At 39.9% G+C, this 16,754-nt stretch carries 13 protein-coding genes; 7 read left to right on the top strand and 6 right to left on the bottom strand.

Annotated elements, in window-relative coordinates:
* Positions 1-52: 52 nt before the first annotated feature.
* The 4 genes from HYU69_00435 to HYU69_00420 form a co-directional block, all read right to left on the bottom strand.
* Positions 53-3,058, bottom strand: a complete 3,006-nt coding sequence (locus HYU69_00435) for an insulinase family protein (protein MBI2268803.1) — start codon at positions 3,056-3,058, stop codon at positions 53-55.
* A gap of 38 nt (positions 3,059-3,096) precedes the next feature.
* A complete protein-coding gene (locus tag HYU69_00430) occupies positions 3,097-4,905 on the bottom strand; it encodes a DNA polymerase III subunit gamma/tau (GenBank protein ID MBI2268802.1) in 1,809 nt (602 codons plus the stop codon).
* Positions 4,906-4,988: 83 nt separating this feature from the next.
* A complete protein-coding gene (locus HYU69_00425; protein ID MBI2268801.1) occupies positions 4,989-6,632 on the bottom strand; it encodes a L,D-transpeptidase family protein in 1,644 nt (547 codons plus the stop codon).
* A gap of 168 nt (positions 6,633-6,800) precedes the next feature.
* Positions 6,801-7,739: a T9SS type A sorting domain-containing protein gene (locus HYU69_00420; GenBank protein MBI2268800.1), complete on the bottom strand. Its 939-nt coding sequence runs from the start codon at positions 7,737-7,739 to the stop codon at positions 6,801-6,803.
* 158 nt (positions 7,740-7,897) lie between these two features.
* Here HYU69_00420 and HYU69_00415 point away from each other — a divergent pair, with 158 nt between their 5' ends.
* The 3 genes from HYU69_00415 (at position 7,898) to HYU69_00405 (ending at position 9,771) form a co-directional block, all read left to right on the top strand.
* Positions 7,898-9,061 (top strand): ATP-binding protein, encoded by a 1,164-nt coding sequence (locus HYU69_00415; GenBank protein MBI2268799.1) that lies wholly within the window; start codon positions 7,898-7,900, stop codon positions 9,059-9,061.
* Positions 9,062-9,192: 131 nt separating this feature from the next.
* A complete protein-coding gene (locus HYU69_00410; GenBank protein MBI2268798.1) occupies positions 9,193-9,378 on the top strand; it encodes a type II toxin-antitoxin system HicA family toxin in 186 nt (61 codons plus the stop codon).
* Positions 9,379-9,381: 3 nt separating this feature from the next.
* Positions 9,382-9,771: an XRE family transcriptional regulator gene (locus tag HYU69_00405; protein ID MBI2268797.1), complete on the top strand. Its 390-nt coding sequence runs from the start codon at positions 9,382-9,384 to the stop codon at positions 9,769-9,771.
* A 35-nt stretch (positions 9,772-9,806) separates the two neighbouring features.
* Here the strand turns inward: HYU69_00405 and HYU69_00400 are convergent, their stop codons facing one another.
* The gene (locus HYU69_00400) at positions 9,807-11,651 is read right to left on the bottom strand and encodes an ABC transporter ATP-binding protein (protein MBI2268796.1); all 1,845 of its coding nucleotides are present in this window, start codon (positions 11,649-11,651) and stop codon (positions 9,807-9,809) included.
* A gap of 289 nt (positions 11,652-11,940) precedes the next feature.
* Between HYU69_00400 and rbfA the strand changes: the two genes are divergently transcribed.
* From rbfA to HYU69_00380, 4 genes are all read left to right on the top strand, one after another.
* Entirely contained in the window at positions 11,941-12,279 is a 339-nt protein-coding gene (gene rbfA, locus HYU69_00395; protein MBI2268795.1) for a 30S ribosome-binding factor RbfA, read from the top strand.
* A gap of 129 nt (positions 12,280-12,408) precedes the next feature.
* Positions 12,409-13,215, top strand: coding sequence for a class I SAM-dependent methyltransferase (locus HYU69_00390; protein MBI2268794.1), 807 nt, complete (start codon positions 12,409-12,411; stop codon positions 13,213-13,215).
* Positions 13,216-13,324: 109 nt separating this feature from the next.
* Positions 13,325-14,092: an outer membrane beta-barrel protein gene (locus HYU69_00385; protein ID MBI2268793.1), complete on the top strand. Its 768-nt coding sequence runs from the start codon at positions 13,325-13,327 to the stop codon at positions 14,090-14,092.
* 349 nt (positions 14,093-14,441) lie between these two features.
* Entirely contained in the window at positions 14,442-15,668 is a 1,227-nt protein-coding gene (locus HYU69_00380; protein MBI2268792.1) for an ABC transporter permease, read from the top strand.
* On the opposite strand, the gene dusB is transcribed toward HYU69_00380, so the two are convergent.
* On the bottom strand, positions 15,656-16,648 hold the full coding sequence (gene dusB, locus HYU69_00375; GenBank protein ID MBI2268791.1) for a tRNA dihydrouridine synthase DusB: 993 nt from the start codon (positions 16,646-16,648) through the stop codon (positions 15,656-15,658). The genes HYU69_00380 and dusB overlap by 13 nt on opposite strands.
* Positions 16,649-16,754 lie beyond the last annotated feature (106 nt).

Genomic DNA, 16,754 nt, shown 5'->3' with positions numbered 1-16,754 from the left:
CGTATTGATTTATGCGGCACCCTGAGCGGAGTCGAAGGGGCCAGGCTCAAGACTAATTCAAAACCTTTTCAGCCGAAGGCGTTTTATCATACCCGAAAATATCCTTCAGTTGTAAAAAGTTTATTTTACCATATTTTTCAAGTGTTTTGAAGTCGAGATTTTCTTTTTTACCTAAAACGAGAATATTGTAGCTTTTATCTTTTACATATTGCTGTTGAAACTTTTTAATGTTTTCCATTGTCATGGCAGGAACTTTCGCGTAAATATCTTTACGGATATCATGATCGACACCTAATTTCCTGTTCTTCTCATAATTAAGCAGGATATCCGATCGTGTAATGCGTTCTGTGCGCAATCCCTGTAAAACAGATTCTTTCGCCGACTTAAATGCATTTTCCGATTCGGGCATATTGTTCAGCAGTCCGGTCATACCGGCCATGGCCTCCGGCAGCTTGTCGCTTTGAGTGCCAATGTATGAAAGAATATAGTTGTTCTTATCTTTTCGCTTAGCGGTGCGGAAGTTGGCGAAAACACTGTATGCAAGGGCTTTGGATTCACGTAATTCCTGGAATACGACAGATGACATGCCCCCGCCAAAATATTCGTTGAATAATACTGAGCCCGGAACAATATCCTTGTTGTACAACTCACTTTTCGATATCATAATGATCTCCGCCTGTTTCATGTCATAATTAACAACATACACATTATTATCTGTTGTTTTGAACGGGAATGGGATGTTAGGAGGAACGGGATCTAACTTCGCCGGGACTTTATGATATTTATTAATTGACGAGACAAGCTCTTCTTCCTGGAGCGTTCCGTAATATAAAATATGATGTTCATATGCATTTAACTTTTTTATTATGCTGATCAGCTCTTCCGGCTGAAGGACTTTTAATTCAGCTTCCGTTAATATGTTAGTGAAAGGAGACGTTTGACCATACATTCCGTAGTAAACCATTCCGTCAAACAGGATGGTGTTCTTGTCAAGCATATCATCCTGTCGTTTTTTAAGTACGTCAGAAACCAAATTAACCAATGCTTCTTTATTTGGCTGAGCGTCGCTTAAAAGTTCTTCAAAAAGTGCCAGGGCCTTCTCGAAATTTTCCGACAGGCCGCTCAGGCTAACGCGTGTTTCGTCTTCCGAACTGAACACATTATATGAACATGCGAGTTTGTAGAACTCCTGCTGTACCTGTTCGGGCGAATATTTTGATGTGCCCAGGTAATTCAGGTAGTCAGTGGCGATCTTTAATTTTTTATCCTGGTTGGTTCCCATATCAACCACAAAATGCATATCAAAGGTTTTGTTTTCGCTGTTCTCATTATACAGCACAGGAATATTATTTTTTACATTGAATTTTTTAATGTCTTTGCTGTAATCAATAAAAACGGGTTCAATAGCCGGGGAGGGAGAGTTAATGATCTTTTTAACGAATTCCGACTGATCGTTACGGTTCACCTCTACGGGTGTGATTGCGGGTTTTTCAACCTTTTGCACATTTTTATCTTCCCCTGTTCGTTTGTAAACGATCACATAATTGTCTTTGAAGTTTGCCTTAGCAAAGTCAATGACCTGTTGTTTGGTTACCTGCGATAATTTGTTCATGGTTTCAACATGATCGCGCCAATTGATACCAGTGGTAAATGCTTTTACAAAAGCATCGGTGCGTCTCGAGTTATCTTCGTAAGCTTTTATTTCTTCCAGTTTCATATTGTTGATGATAGCAGGAAGCAGCCAATCAGGGAAATTACCTTGTTTTATTTTTTCGATCTGCTGAAGCAAAAGATATCTTACCTGGTCAAGGGATTGTTCTTTTTTGGGCTGTGCATCGAAGATCAATGCGGAATAATCTTTCAGAATAAGTGGAAATGTGTAAGCGGCCAAAACCTCCTGCTTTTGAATAAGATCAAGATCGATAAGACCGGCTTTGCCATTTGCAAGTATCTTGCTGATGAGCGTGATCATATTCGCATCGTTCGATCCTGCGCCCTCGAAACGGAAGGCGAAGCTCACCTCTTCCGCGTTTGGACCAACAACTTCTTTTATGATTGGTTTTGAAATGGGATCTTCTTTGGCGGGTATAAAAACAGGTACAGGCTTGCTTTGAAATCCTGAGAATTTTTGTTCGATTACTTTTATAGCCGAGTCGGGATCAAAATCGCCTGAAAGGCAAATGGCCATATTGTTTGGAACATAATAGGTATTGAAGTACTCATTGATCTTGGTTATAGATGGATTTTTAAGGTGCTCAATAGTGCCGATCGTAGTTTGGGTACCGTAAGTGTGTTTTTGGAATAGTCCGGCAAGCAATGTTTCCCATATTTTTGAGTTGTCGTTATCCAATCCACGGTTCTTCTCCTCGTAAACAGCTTCCAGTTCGGTATGAAACAAACGCATGACCGGCTTCCTGTAGCGCTCCGCCTCAATAGTTGCCCATTTTTCAAACTGGTTGGAGGGAATATCCTCTATGTAAACAGTTTGTTCGTGCGAAGTGTACGCGTTGGAGCCGACCGCGCCGATCGAAGCCATCATTTTATCAAATTCATTCGCGATAGCATATTTTGAAGCGACACCGGAAACACTGTCTATTTTATGATATATGGCTTTTCGCAAAGCAGTATCTTTCACCTGCCTGTACTCATCATACAAGGTTTCAATTTTTTTTATTTCGGATTCTTCTTTTGCAAAATCTTTCGATCCGAACTTGTCTGTCCCTTTAAACAACATGTGTTCAAGGTAATGAGCGAGGCCTGTAGCATCTGCCGGATCATTTTTGCTGCCGGCTTTAACTGCAATGCAGGTTTGAATGCGGGGCGCGTTCTTATAAACGGTCATATATACTTTAAGACCATTATCAAGGGTATAGATGCGTGCTTTAAGGGGGTCATTTTCTACAACCTCGTACGCGGCTTTTGATTTTTTCGATGGATTACATGAAAATAAAACAAATGCCAAAACAATGAAGGTGTAAACAAAGTTGTTCCTCAAATTGGTTTGAAAATATTTTGTGCCGGATTGAGCTGATGAATCCTGCTTAAAATGTTTATACATATTATATGTCTGAAAGGTATTATTACAAATGCGGCTTGTCAGCCGTCAATATCAAGATCGAACAATTGTTTTAATTTATTTATAGCCGGATTTTTTTCGGCCATGCGTTTAAATTTATCTCCTGTTGTATAAGGTTTGCGTTCGCTTTCAATGGTGTTTATTATCGTTTTAAGGTTTATGCTGTAGTTGTTCAGCTCTTTTCTTAAAAAACTTAACAGATCCAATCGTTCCTGTTCAAGTACTTCCTGCTGCACTTTGTTTTCAATGGTAAATTCAATGATGAAATTTTCTTTCAGTAATGGTTTTCGGAAAGAAAGTGTACTGTATAAATTGATCTTGCCTTTTTGTTGGATATTCTTCGCATAAAGATTCCAGGTATTCTCCAGGATTTCCTGGGAGAAAGCCATAGCCGGTTTTTCGTAATCAGGAGCAGCCTCATTTGCTTCAGTGGTTATCTTTTTTGTCTCAGTTTTTGTTTGATTGATAAACTGGTTGATGGAAGGAGAAGATGTTTTTAGCCCCGGTTTCTTGATTGTTGCAACAGTTGGCGAAGTAATGGCTGCGGTTGGAGTGGGAGTAGTCTTAACTGCTGTTGAAGCAGGAGCAGCGTTAACCGACGCAGATTTGCCATTGTTCCCCGGAATATCTGAGCCGGTTGAAGCAGTTGTAGTCGTTTTTGCCGGAGGCGCATCACTCTGTATGGCTGTATTAGCAGTATTTACCTTAATACTGTCATTTTTTTTTTCAGTATCAGGGGTATTGATAGAACACAGTTGCATCAGGGCAAGTTCGACCTGCAGCCGGTGATTTTTGCTGGATTTATATTGCGTATCGCAGCGGTTAATGATGTTGAGGCCCCTCAACAGTAATAGCTGCGGGCATTTCCCGCTTTGTTCTTTGTATTTATCTTTTATGTTAGCACTCACCTCTAATAATGATAATGTTGAAGCATCTTTACATACCAGCAGGTTGCGAAGGTGTTCGCCAAGTCCTGTTATGAAGTTATGTCCGTCAAAACCATTGTTTAAAATTTCATTGAAGAGCAGCAGTGCCGCCGGTATATTTTCAGTTATAAGCGCATCCGTTACTTTAAAATAGTAATCGTAATCGAGAATATTAAGGTTGTCGATCACGGCTTTGTATGTGAGGTTGTTTCCCGCAAAGCTTACGATCTGGTCAAATATGGAACAGGCGTCGCGCAACGCTCCATCTGCCTTTTGAGCTATAATGTGAAGTGCATCCGCGTCCGCGGTTATATTTTCGCTTTTGGCGATAAATGCCAGGTGGCTGGCAATATCTTCAACCTGTATGCGATTGAAATCAAAGATCTGGCAGCGTGAAAGTATGGTCGGGATTATTTTATGCTTTTCGGTTGTCGCCAGGATAAAAATGGCATGTTTTGGGGGCTCTTCAAGTGTTTTAAGAAAGGCGTTAAAGGCGGCTTGCGACAGCATGTGCACCTCATCTATAATATACACTTTGTAGTTTCCTAATTGCGGTGCAAAACGAACCTGGTCAACAAGGTTACGAATATCATCGACCGAGTTATTGGAAGCCGCATCCAGCTCATATACATTTAATGATTGGCCGCTATTGAATGATTTACACGATTCACATTTGTCGCAGGCTTCTGTATTCTCAGTCAGGTTCTGGCAATTGATGGTTTTAGCCAGAATGCGGGCGCAGGTGGTTTTTCCAACCCCGCGCGGACCGCAGAATAAAAAGGCCTGTGCCAGGTGATGGTTTTTAATGGCATTTTTAAGGGTATTTGTAATAGAGGCCTGGCCTACAACTGTATTAAAGGTTGCAGGTCTGTATTTACGGGCCGATACTACGAAATTTTCCATCCTGATCTTATCCTGAAATGAGAGGTAGCAAAGATAAATTTTTTAGGCAAAAAAGCGAGTTTAAACGGGTGGAATGGTAACTATTATTTATAAAGGGTTTTGAACATTTTTTTGTCTTTTTCGTAAATATCTGTATAAAAAAACAAGGTGTTATTGGTATCCACTTCACAGGTAAAATATTTAATATTTATGGGCAGAGGCTTTTTTATGGCAATTGTCTTTTTTTGTTCTTTTTCGTAATAGTTAAACAACGAATCGGTAGTGTAGCGTTTGTCGTCTTCAATAAGGTATTCGGCCAGCACCCATGGGTTTTGCATGCGAACGCAGCCATGACTTAAGGCCCTGATCTCTTTATTGAATAATCGTTTTGAATTTGTATCGTGCAGGTATACCCCGAACCTGTTTTTGAACATGAATTTAATTACTCCCAGTGAATTGTCTTCTCCTTCGCGCTGCCTGAATTTGTATGGCAGATTGGTTTTGTTGTATTTCTTCCATTTTATATATCTGGGATCCACCACCTGGTAGTTCCAATCCAACACATCGAAATTATTCTTACGCAGGTAAGCCGTGTCCCACTTAATACGGGGTAGAATTTCTTCGGAGGCAATTTTGTAAGGCACGCTCCAGTAGGGATAAATGATGAACCAGGTAATGCTGCTTTTTAAAAGCGGAGTAGGGTGTTTAGGGCTGCCCGTGATCACTTTTACTTCGGTATGAATGGTGTCGGCATCGATCAGTTTCAGCATGTAAGAAGGAATGTTTATCCACAGGTAACGCTTGCCGGGCTTATTTTCCCAGCGCCAGCGTTCCATGTTCACCTCGATCTGCCGGATTTTATTTTCTTTAGATACGTTGAGTGCGGCGTAGGTATATTTACCGATGCGGCCATCATCGTTAAGCGCGTGCTGCAACTGAAACTTTTTTAAGGCTCTGATCAGTTTTTTTTCATCGTTTATCTTTAATGTGGAATCATATTGGTGACTTGCAATGAGCCTTTGTTTGAGCAGATTATAAAATGCGATCGTATCGTTTTGAATAGGTGGAAGGCTGTCCCAATTACTGTTTGCAAACTCTTTACGAAATGCATTTAGTGCGAGTTTTAATTTTTTATATTGATCGTGCTTTGGTTCCAGTGAATCGATCACGGCATGTAATGTGTTTTCATGAATGGCTTTTGTGAACGTGGAAACGATCGCGGTATCAACCTGTTTTATTTTCCATTCTCTCCGGAGACTGTCAGGGTTCAGGCGCCCTTTGTTCAGGTGAACGGCCAGTTTAAATAATCCGTCAGATAAAAGCAGTTCCGCATTCGTGATCTTGACTGCATCAATTGTCCCTGGCTTATCAGCAGCCGTTTTTAAAAAGGAATCGATCTGGTTTGTGTAATAATTTTCGGGGATAAGTCCATACATATAAGTCTTCCTCAGTATATTAAGGAGCGTATCTCCATTTTTATTGAGGAAACCTTTGCTCGTCCAGATGGAATTTGATCCAAATCCGGCATAAAGTCTGGCCAATTGTACCGGGGCTGCAAGCGTATCGGAGGCAATAACTATTATTGAAGCCGAATCAATATTTTGCAGGTGTTTTTTTAACAGTTTCGAAACGTGTGCATCTATATTTTCCGTTTTTTTTACGGGTTCGGTTTTGGGTACTTGCTCAGTTGCAGGCTTACAGCAAGTAAGTGCGCATGCGATAAATAAAATATAAAAATGTTTTCTCATTTAGTACACAATGGAACGCAGATTGTTATGATTGTTATGATCCAGGCTGATCTAATCATGACAATCGTAATGACCCGATATCAGCGTTCCATTTTATTTAAGCGGGCAAACAAAAAACCCCTCCCCAATTTACCTGGGAAGGGGCTTTTAAGTATTAAGATTAAAAAATTACTTTGTTACATTGAATTTACCAATGCCGATCAGTTCCTTCTTACCATTATAGGCATTGTACATATATAAGCCTTCAGCATATTTATTTACGTTCAATTCGTGGCGGTTGTTTTGAATAGCAACTCCGTCAATTCTGCGGCCAGTAGCATCAAAAACTTCAACCATTGAAAGACTTTCGTTGGCCACTGAAGCAGCAAATGTAATATTGTCGGTCGCAGGGTTTGGGAATACTTTAATAGCGTTAATAAGCATATTGCGCTCGTTAATTCCTGCCACTAAGCCCGAAAAAGAAAGATCATCAATCCAAAGAGCACTGCCGATCTGTGGTTTAGTATAACTGGAATTAAAGATAATAGTTGCCGTATCCGGAGCTAAACCCGATTTGTAGATGAGAGGGACAGAAAGTTGTGCAAAAGATGCGTTACTTGCAATAACCGTTGCGCCATAAGCAATAGTGTCAACCTTGCTTCCGTTTCTCCTTTGAAAAAACACAGTGCATGTTCCATTGTCGCTTCCTACCGGTGTGTATTTAGCGTAAAAATCAAGTTGTGCATAGCGCGTAGTTTGTGTATAGCCTGGAAATAAATAAGGCGATGAAGGCATTATTTTACCTGAAAAAACGAAACCAAATGTATCATTTGGCAGATAGGTGCTAATATCAACGAATCCGGGAGTATATTTAATTGTTGATATTTTTACAGCATAAGTACCACCATTCACATTCGGTGATGTTGCCTGAGTTACTGATACCGCATTAGGGCCAAAAATGGAAGTACTACTACTCAATAAATTTGGAGTTCCCCATCCCGGAGGCTCGGAGTATCCACTTTGAGCTACCCAGGTAGATTCAAACCCGGCGTTAGGAGGTTGTTGTGCAAAACCAATAGTTACACTAACTGAAGCTATAAGAAGCGTTGAAAGTAATTTTTTAAACATAGGTTTGAGTTTTTATGGTAGGTAAATGTAATAAATATTGGTGGGAATTCAAAGCGGGATTTAATATACGTAATGGCCGTAATTTGCCTATAAATTAATGCAGCAAATTTAAAATTTAATTTTAAATTTGCTGCATTAATTTATAGTATATTTGTACCATGCTAAGGCGAAAAGCGGAAAAATATTTAATAGAACTTATAGGGTACTTCCCCGCAGTAGCTATTGTTGGGCCAAGGCAGGTGGGTAAAACAACATTGGCAAAATTGCTCATTAAAAAAATAAAAAAGCCATTCGTATACCTGGATTTGGAGTTGAGTTCGGATTACAACAAACTTAAGGACCCTCAATTGTTTTTGGAGCAGTATGTGGATAAATGTGTGATTATTGACGAGGTGCAGCGCATGCCGGAGTTATTCCCATTATTACGTGCATTAATTGATAAGAACAGGGTCCCGGCCAGATTTTTGTTATTAGGTTCGGCTTCTCCGGATTTAATTCGCGATAGTTCGGAATCACTTGCGGGACGGATTGGGTATATTGAATTAACTCCTTTGAACATAACAGAAATAAAAAATAAAGCGAATTCAAATTTGTTGTGGTTAAGGGGAGGCTTTCCCGATGCTCTTCTTGCTCCTACGGCAAGTTTGTGGCAAAAGTGGGTCAGTAATTTCGTTAAAACATATATTGAAAGGGATCTTCCTATGTTGGGAATGCCTGCATCACCTATACTAACACAGCGTTTGTGGGCAATGCTTTCACATCTGCATGGCCAGGAATTAAATTATTCAAATTTGGCCAAATCCCTTGAAATTTCAGTTACAAGTGTAAAAACTTACATTGATTTTTTGGAGCAGGCCTTTCTTATCAGGCGATTGCAACCCTATAGTATGAATACAAAAAAGCGATTGGTGAAATCTCCCAAGCTTTATATTCGCGACAGTGGTTTGCTGCATTATCAAAATGCAATTTATTCGTATGATGATCTCTATAATAACATACTAATAGGCAATTCATGGGAAGGTTATGTTATTGAACAAGTGTATCAGCTTTTGGCAGATGATTTTAAATTATTTTTCTATCGTACAAGTGATGGGAGCGAATTGGATATTGTGTTTGTTAAAGCGAATACCGTAGTTGCAACAGCCGAAATTAAGCATACGTCAACGCCAACATTATCCCGAGGCAATACAATTTCAATTAATGATTTGAAAGCGAAAAATAATTTTATAATTACAAAGGAAAGTGAGGATTATTTTCTCAAAGAAAATGTCAGGGTGTGCTCACTAAGAACTTTTTTGGAGAAGTACCTGGAAAAGATCTGAAAAAATTCCTATGTCAGTTTCACACAAACGTCCTCTTTACCGGTTCGGGCTTAGAACGTAAAAGGAAAGACCCCTCTGAGAATTTCATTATTTTATTTTAATATAGGTAATAAATTTATTACCTTCGATCAATGAAAAGCAGTGAGCTTATCAGAACATTGAAAAAGGATGGTTGGTTTGTAATACGGCAAGCGGGTAGCCATATGATCATGAGGCATCCTACAAAAAGCGGGCAAATTGTGGTGCCGAGTCATGGTAGTCAGGAAGTCGGCAAAGGGTTACAAAATAAGATTCTGAAAGACGCGGGCTTGGAATAAAAAATACTGATTATGAAGAAAATTGAAATAGTTGTTGAACGCACGAGAACAGGATATTCGGCGTTTGCGAAAAAGTACGCTGTTGCGACTACAGGAAAAAGTTTGTCGGAACTTAAGAAAAATATTGTTGAGGCCTTAAATCTTAACTTTGTAGAAAAGGGTAAAAAAATTACTGAAAAGAATTTAAAAATAACCCTGGATTTGCCTCAGTTTTTTGAGTTTTATAAGGTAATTAATGCTAAGGCACTTTCAGAACGCATAGGTATGAACCAAAGTCTTTTGGCGCAATACATCAAGGGCAATAAAACGCCTTCCTCTACTCAAATAGGACGAATTTTAAGCGGTATTCAACAAGTAGGAAGGGAGCTTGCAGAAATTCGACTTCTATTGTAATTATTAGTTTGAAATTCGGTAAGAGTTATAAATCCTTACACAAACGCCTGCAGATCATACAATCGTTTATACACTCCATTTTGGAGTAAAAGCTGTATGTGGCTGCCCCGTTCAACCAGCTCACCCTTTTGAAGTACAATAATTTCATCCGCATGCTGAATAGTTGAAAGACGGTGCGCGATAACAACTGATGTACGGTTCTTCATTAATTTATTAAGGGCATCCTGTACCAGTCGTTCCGATTCTGTGTCAAGCGCAGAGGTGGCTTCATCTAAAATAAGTATCGGAGGATTTTTTAAAACTGCCCGGGCAATACTCAGTCGCTGGCGCTGTCCGCCCGACATTTTGCCCCCGCGGTCGCCGATATTGGTCTGATAACCCTGCGGCATTTGCATGATGAACTCATGCGCGTTTGCTACTTTGGCGGCTGCTATCACATCTTCTTCTTTCGCATGCGCCAGGCCCAATGCGATGTTGTTGAACACGGTATCATTGAATAAGATGGATTCCTGTGTAACAATTCCCATCAGTTTGCGCAGGTCGGCTATGTTCACTTCTTTTATGGCACAGCCATCGATCAATACATTTCCTTCGGTAGCATCGTAAAAGCGCGGTAACATATCGGCCAATGTTGTTTTTCCCGAACCGGACTGACCGACTAAGGCTATGGTTTTTCCTTTTTCAATTTTTAAATTGATGTTGCGTAAAGCCCAGCCATTATCACCGCACGTATAAGCGAAAGAAACATTTTTAAATTCAATTTCTTTCTCAAAATTTCTGATCGGTTTTGGGTTGTTTGTGTTTTTTATTGTCACTTCGGCATTTATAATTTTATTGACACGTTCTGCCGAGGCAAGACCCTTCTGTACATTATAATAAGCGTTGGTAAAGGATTTTGCCGGGGTAATAAGCTGCGAAAACATAGCGAGATAAGTAATAAATACCGCTCCTTCCATACTTTTTTCATTCAATACCATTGCCCCGCCGAAATATAATATGATCACAAATACAGAGATTCCCAGGAACTCGCTTAATGGTGATGCCAGGTCAACCTGGCGGTTTACACGGTTGGTAAGGTTGGTGTATTGCCTGTTCTCGGAAAGAAATTTACCGGCTACCTGACTTTCCGCGTTAAATCCTTTAATGATGCGGAGTCCGCCCAGTGTTTCTTCCATTATGGAAAGCAGCGTTCCCATTTTTTCTTTTCCTTTTGTCGCCGATTTTTTCAGGCTTTTCCCGATCCACACGATCAGCAGGGCGGTTACGGGAAGTGTTATAAACGCTATTAATGTAAGGCTTGGGCTCATCGCGATCATCATTACAAGAAACAGGATAATGTTAAGCGGCTCACGGAATATCATCTCCAGCGATTGCATGATGCTCCATTCAATTTCCTGCATGTCGGCCGTCATGCGCGACATAATATCACCCTTGCGTTCATCGGAATAATAGGAGAGAGGCAATTCCATGGTTTTCTCAAACACTTTATTACGCATGTCGCGTATAACCCCCGTCCGTATCGGCGAAAGAAAGAACATGGCAAAGTATCGTGTAATGTTTTTCAATAAAATGGTGACTACTATAAAGGCGCATATCCATACCAACACCTGCATTTTTCCGTGATCAACAACTCCTTTGGCCAGGATGTAATTTACCTTGTTAATAACGGCATCGGTGGAAAGGTGAAGGGTTGGTTCTCCTTTGTTGATGACCTCGTTTAACTTTTCATTGTTATCAGAAAAAAGGATCTGCAAAAAAGGGAACAGCATAATAATGGAGAAAACCGAAAAAATAACAGAAAGAATATTGAATGCAATATTTAGAATTGCATAATTCCAATAGCCCTTCACATATTTTAACACCCCGAATAACTTCTTCATCAGAACAAATATAACTCTATACTTTAGATTTTAGTATGTGTGGCTTTCTTATAAAAAGCGGCAGAGTCGCGGAATATTTGCAAGGTTTAGATTTTACAGCATTAAATGTAAGCTGGGGCGCACCGACACATTATATATTGCGGTGCGCCGCACCTTATGTTTTTTATAAGAAAGTCCTGATGTGGTAAATTGAACGTTTCCTCTAAACATTATTTTGATACCTTTGCAGACCGATTCTTCAATACATACTTCTCCGGCTGGAGAAGGTTTCCGGAGAACGGATGAGGCAATGGATTCAACCCGTCAACTAAAGGTAGCTCGCCTTATACAAAAGGAAGTAGCTGATATTTTTCTGCGTGAAGGCAAAAATTATTTTGGCAGTGCATTGATCACTGTTACGGGAGTGCGTATAAGTCCGGATATGTCGTTTGCGAAGATATACCTGAGTTTATATGGTACTAAGGACCGGAATGCTTTATTGACTTTAATAAAAGAAAATGTTCCCGAAATAAGAAAGAAATTGGGTCAGCGCATAGGAAAACAAGTACGGATAATTCCTGAAATTAATTTTTATATTGACGATTCGATGGATTATGCCGCACGAATAAATGAGTTGCTGAATAAATAGTATTGTAAGGATTAAAGGAATCAAAAAATGAAATACATTGCTAAGCCCGCAAATAAACTTTAAAATCCTAAATCCCTAATCCTAAATCCTAATTATTTGTACTGATTTGTATAAATAGAATTATAGCAGATGCATTACGACCCTATAAAACGTACACTTGGCAACGTATTTAACCGTTCACCTTTTCTGCGTAAAGTATTTTACAACCTGCTCGACCTATTACTGCTGCGTGCCTGGCACATTCACAAAGAGATCAAAGTCTGGCTGAGAACAGCTCCGGGAAATGTATCGGTTTTAGATGCGGGCGCGGGTTATGGACAGTATTCGTATTACTTATCGACCATCAACGCCAATTGGAAAATACTTGCGATAGACGTGAAGCAGGAACAGGTGGAGGATTGTAATAATTTTTTCAGGCAGATCGGTCGGTTAAACGTAAAATTTGAAATGGCCGATCTCACAAAGTTCAGGCAGGAAAATACCTGCGATCTGGTTTTGTCGGTTGATGTGATGGAACATATACTGGAGGATGTGCTGGTTTTTCAGAACATTTATGCGTCATTGAAACAGGGCGGAATGTTACTTATTTCTACACCTTCCGATCAGGGCGGGTCAGATGTTCAGGGCGATGGAGAAGCCTCATTTATTGAAGAGCATGTGCGGGATGGCTATAACATTAAAGAAATTGAGGATAAATTGAGGTCTGTCGGTTTTTCAAAGGTGGAGGTACGCTATTCTTATGGCACACCGGGAAAAATATCATGGCGTTTATCCATGAAATACCCGATTTTAATGCTGGGAACAAGCAAATTGTTTTTTATTATTCTTCCGTTTTACTATGCAGTAACCTATCCTGTGGCTTTTGTGCTGAATTTCATGGATACTGTTTTTAAGCACAAAACAGGTACCGGTCTTATTGTAAAGGCCTGGAAATAGGGATGTAGACGAGCAGGGTTAGCTGATTTTCTTTCCGCAAACTCATTTAGCTGTGGTATAAAAATTTAACTTTATATTTGATCTGTTCAACTTCAAAATCATAATTGGCATGAAGACTAAAATCTTGCTTACATTATTGACAGCTTTTTTAGCAGCTTCAATTGTAAATGCCGAACCTCCCGGAAGAAGGGGCTCACATAGCCATAGAAAATGGTCGAATGGATTTATCGGCGTTTCTGTGGGCGGGGGCTTGCCTATGTCGGATTATGGTAAATCGGATACAATAGAAGGATCGGGGTATGCTAAAATGGGTATACATTTTAACGGAACTGTCGGCTATAAAGTAATGCCCTTTTTGGGTGTAATGGCTATGGTAGGCGGGACTTTGAATAGTTTTAATGCCGATGATTATGGAAAGCAATTTTTGGATACAGCTTCAATCAAAACCAGCTGGAGTGCAAAGCAGTATTTGATTGGCAATTATCTTGGCGGTGCATTTGTATATTTCAGCGATGGTCAAAGCTATGATATTATGGTGAGGATCTTAGCAGGTCTTGCAACTGTAAAGTTCCCGATCATAACCTCTGAATCATCTTCTTCAGGGTGGACGCAGGAAAAAAATATTGAAGTGCCCTCCTCCAGGGGGCTTGGATATGATGTTGGTGTGGGTATAAATTACAAGCTGGCAAGCAAGATCGGCTTATTGGTAAATGTTGATTATCTGGGAACTGTTGTAAAGTATGCCGACAAAACGGAGTCGACAGAGGTGAAGTTCGTAAATGGAATTACTGCCAACTCCACTTATATTGATACAAAAAAATACGCCCAGGTGGTTGGCCTGGTTAATTTTACAGCGGGCATTTCGATCAATTTTTAAAGACCAATTCATTTCCGGCACTTTATTGTGATATAGCAGGAGGCGCAGATTTATACAGTTGATTTTATAAAGTATCAACACATCTTCGATCAGATCTTTTCAACTATAATCTTTATCGCGGACTACCTGTTTCCTGAGATATCGATTTCATATATTACTCAATAGAGCTTTATGTCGACTAAGAATTTTTGGTGGGCTTTAGTGTTCCTGCCTGCCGGCAGTATCCGCTAAATATGTTTTTAAAATCTATTTAATTATCTTATTCGATATAATCTCTGATTCTTTTAATTAATTTTATAAGAATTCATGAGTGTTTGCTGTTTTGTATTGATCTGTAATTTGTAGCATTTTGAATTTATCTCTCTTCATAGCCAGGCGATATCTTATTTCCAAAAAATCGCATAATGCCATTAACATAATTTCGGCTGTGTCGATAGGTGGCATCTGTATCGGAACTATGGCACTTATTATTGTGCTTTCGGGTTTCAATGGGCTTTCTGACCTTGTTAAATCACTTTATAATTCTTTCAATGCCGATATCCGTATCACGCATAAACAAGGGAAGATGTTTCAGCTGAACGATCTTGATATCCGGCGGCTGAAAAAAATGAAAGGTGTTCGTTTTTATACCGAAGTACTCGAGGAAAATGCTTTGTTAAAATATAACGATCAGCAATGCCTGGCATCGATAAGAGGTGTAAGTGACGACTATCAGGAAATGTCGCGTTTTGATACGCTTGTCAAGGAAGGTAATTTTATTTTGAAAAGCGGACCGCAAAATATGGCTGTTATCGGGAAAGGGATCAGCTACCTGCTCAATGTGGGGCCGGGGGAATTGCTCACTCCCGTTTCAGTATACGCGCCTATACGCGGAATAAGCACCTCTTTGAACCCTGAAGATGGTTTTAACAAACAGCATATCTATGTCTCAGGTGTTTTTAGCATTAATGATGATTTTGATTATAAGTACGTACTTGTTCCAATTGATTTCGCCCGCAGGGTATTTGATTATACGAATGAAGTAAGTGCTGTTGAATTGGGGCTCAGTTCCGGCGTGAATGCTGAATTAATTAAACAACAGATCAGCGACATGTTAGGAAAAAAATTTGTGGTGAAAAATAAATACGAACAAAATGAGCTGTTGTTTAAAACATTAAAATCCGAAAAGCTATGGACCTTCATCATACTTGTATTTATTATGGTTGTGGCCACATTTAACGTGATAGGTTCACTCACTATGCTCATCATTGAAAAGAAAAAGGATATTGGTATTTTATGGAATATGGGTGCCGATCTTGGACTGATCCAAAAAATATTTTTAATTGAGGGTACGCTTATAACATTGATCGGAATATTCAGCGGCTTGCTGCTGGGTACGCTTATTTGTTTGGGACAACAGCAATTTTCCTGGGTAACATTCAACGAATCATTTGTTGTGTCGGCTTATCCGGTAAAAATGCTGGCGATCGATTATATAGTGGTGTTCGCTGTTGTACTGTTTATAGGGCTTTTGGCAGCGTGGTATCCGGTAAAATTATTTACGAGGCGTTATTTCGCTGTCTTTCAAACAGCCTGAAGCTGGCCATAGTGATTCACGACTTCTTCCAGAATACCAAAAATTTCATTTGCATCATACAGTGTCACCAGTTTCATTCTGTATTCCTTAAAATGATCGAGTCCCTTAAAATAATTCGCGTAGTGTCTGCGCATTTCAATTACGCCAAGCTTTTCACCTTTCCATTCAATTGATTTTTGAAGGTGAGTTTTGCAAACACTTACTCTGTCTTCAATGGTGGGAGGAGTAAGGTGTGTTCCTGTTTTTAAAAAGTGCTTTACTTCGTTGAATATCCACGGGTGGCCAATGCTGCCACGACCGATCATTACTCCATCAATTCCATAGGTATCTTTCATCAGCTTCACCTTTTCAGGAGAATCCGCATCGCCATTGCCGAATATGGGAATGCGTATGCGCGGGTTATTCTTTATTTCCGCTATAAGTGTCCAGTCGGCCTGCCCCTTGTACATTTGTTTACGGGTGCGTCCGTGTACGGTTAAAGCGGCTATTCCCACATCCTGCAGCCGTTCGGCCACTTCAACCACGTTTTTTGTATTGTCATCCCATCCCAATCGGGTTTTAACGGTTACAGGTCGGGTGGCGATCTTAACGATCTCACTCGTCATTTCCACCATTTTCGGAACATTCTGTAATAATGCGGCACCTGCACCTTTACAGGCCACCGCTTTAACAGGACAACCGTAGTTAATATCGATCAGGTCGGGGTTTGCTTTGTCGGCAATGCTTCCCGCTTCGCGCATAGAATTGATATCGCTGCCAAAAAGTTGTATGCCAATGGGGCGTTCGTATTCAAATATATCGAGCTTATGTACACTTTTAACCGCGTCACGGATCAGGCCTTCTGAAGAAATAAATTCAGTATACATCAGGTCGGCACCGTGCTGTTTGCACACAAAACGAAAGGGAGGATCACTCACATCTTCCATTGGCGCGAGGAGCAGAGGGAATTCACCAAGTTCTATATTACCTATTTTTATCAACGTAGTAATTTAAATAGTTTGTGCCCCTTAATTTTTAACTTTGGCTTCACAAAATTGCAGTGAAACCTGTTTTTTATGTAACAAAGGTATAAAATCTAATATTAAC

This window comes from Bacteroidota bacterium (genome assembly GCA_016183775.1).
In the GTDB taxonomy this organism is placed as follows: Bacteria; Bacteroidota; Bacteroidia; order JABDFU01; family JABDFU01; genus JABDFU01.
The sequence above is the reverse complement of the archived record's forward strand: the minus strand, read 5'-3'. Positions and strand labels throughout refer to the sequence as shown.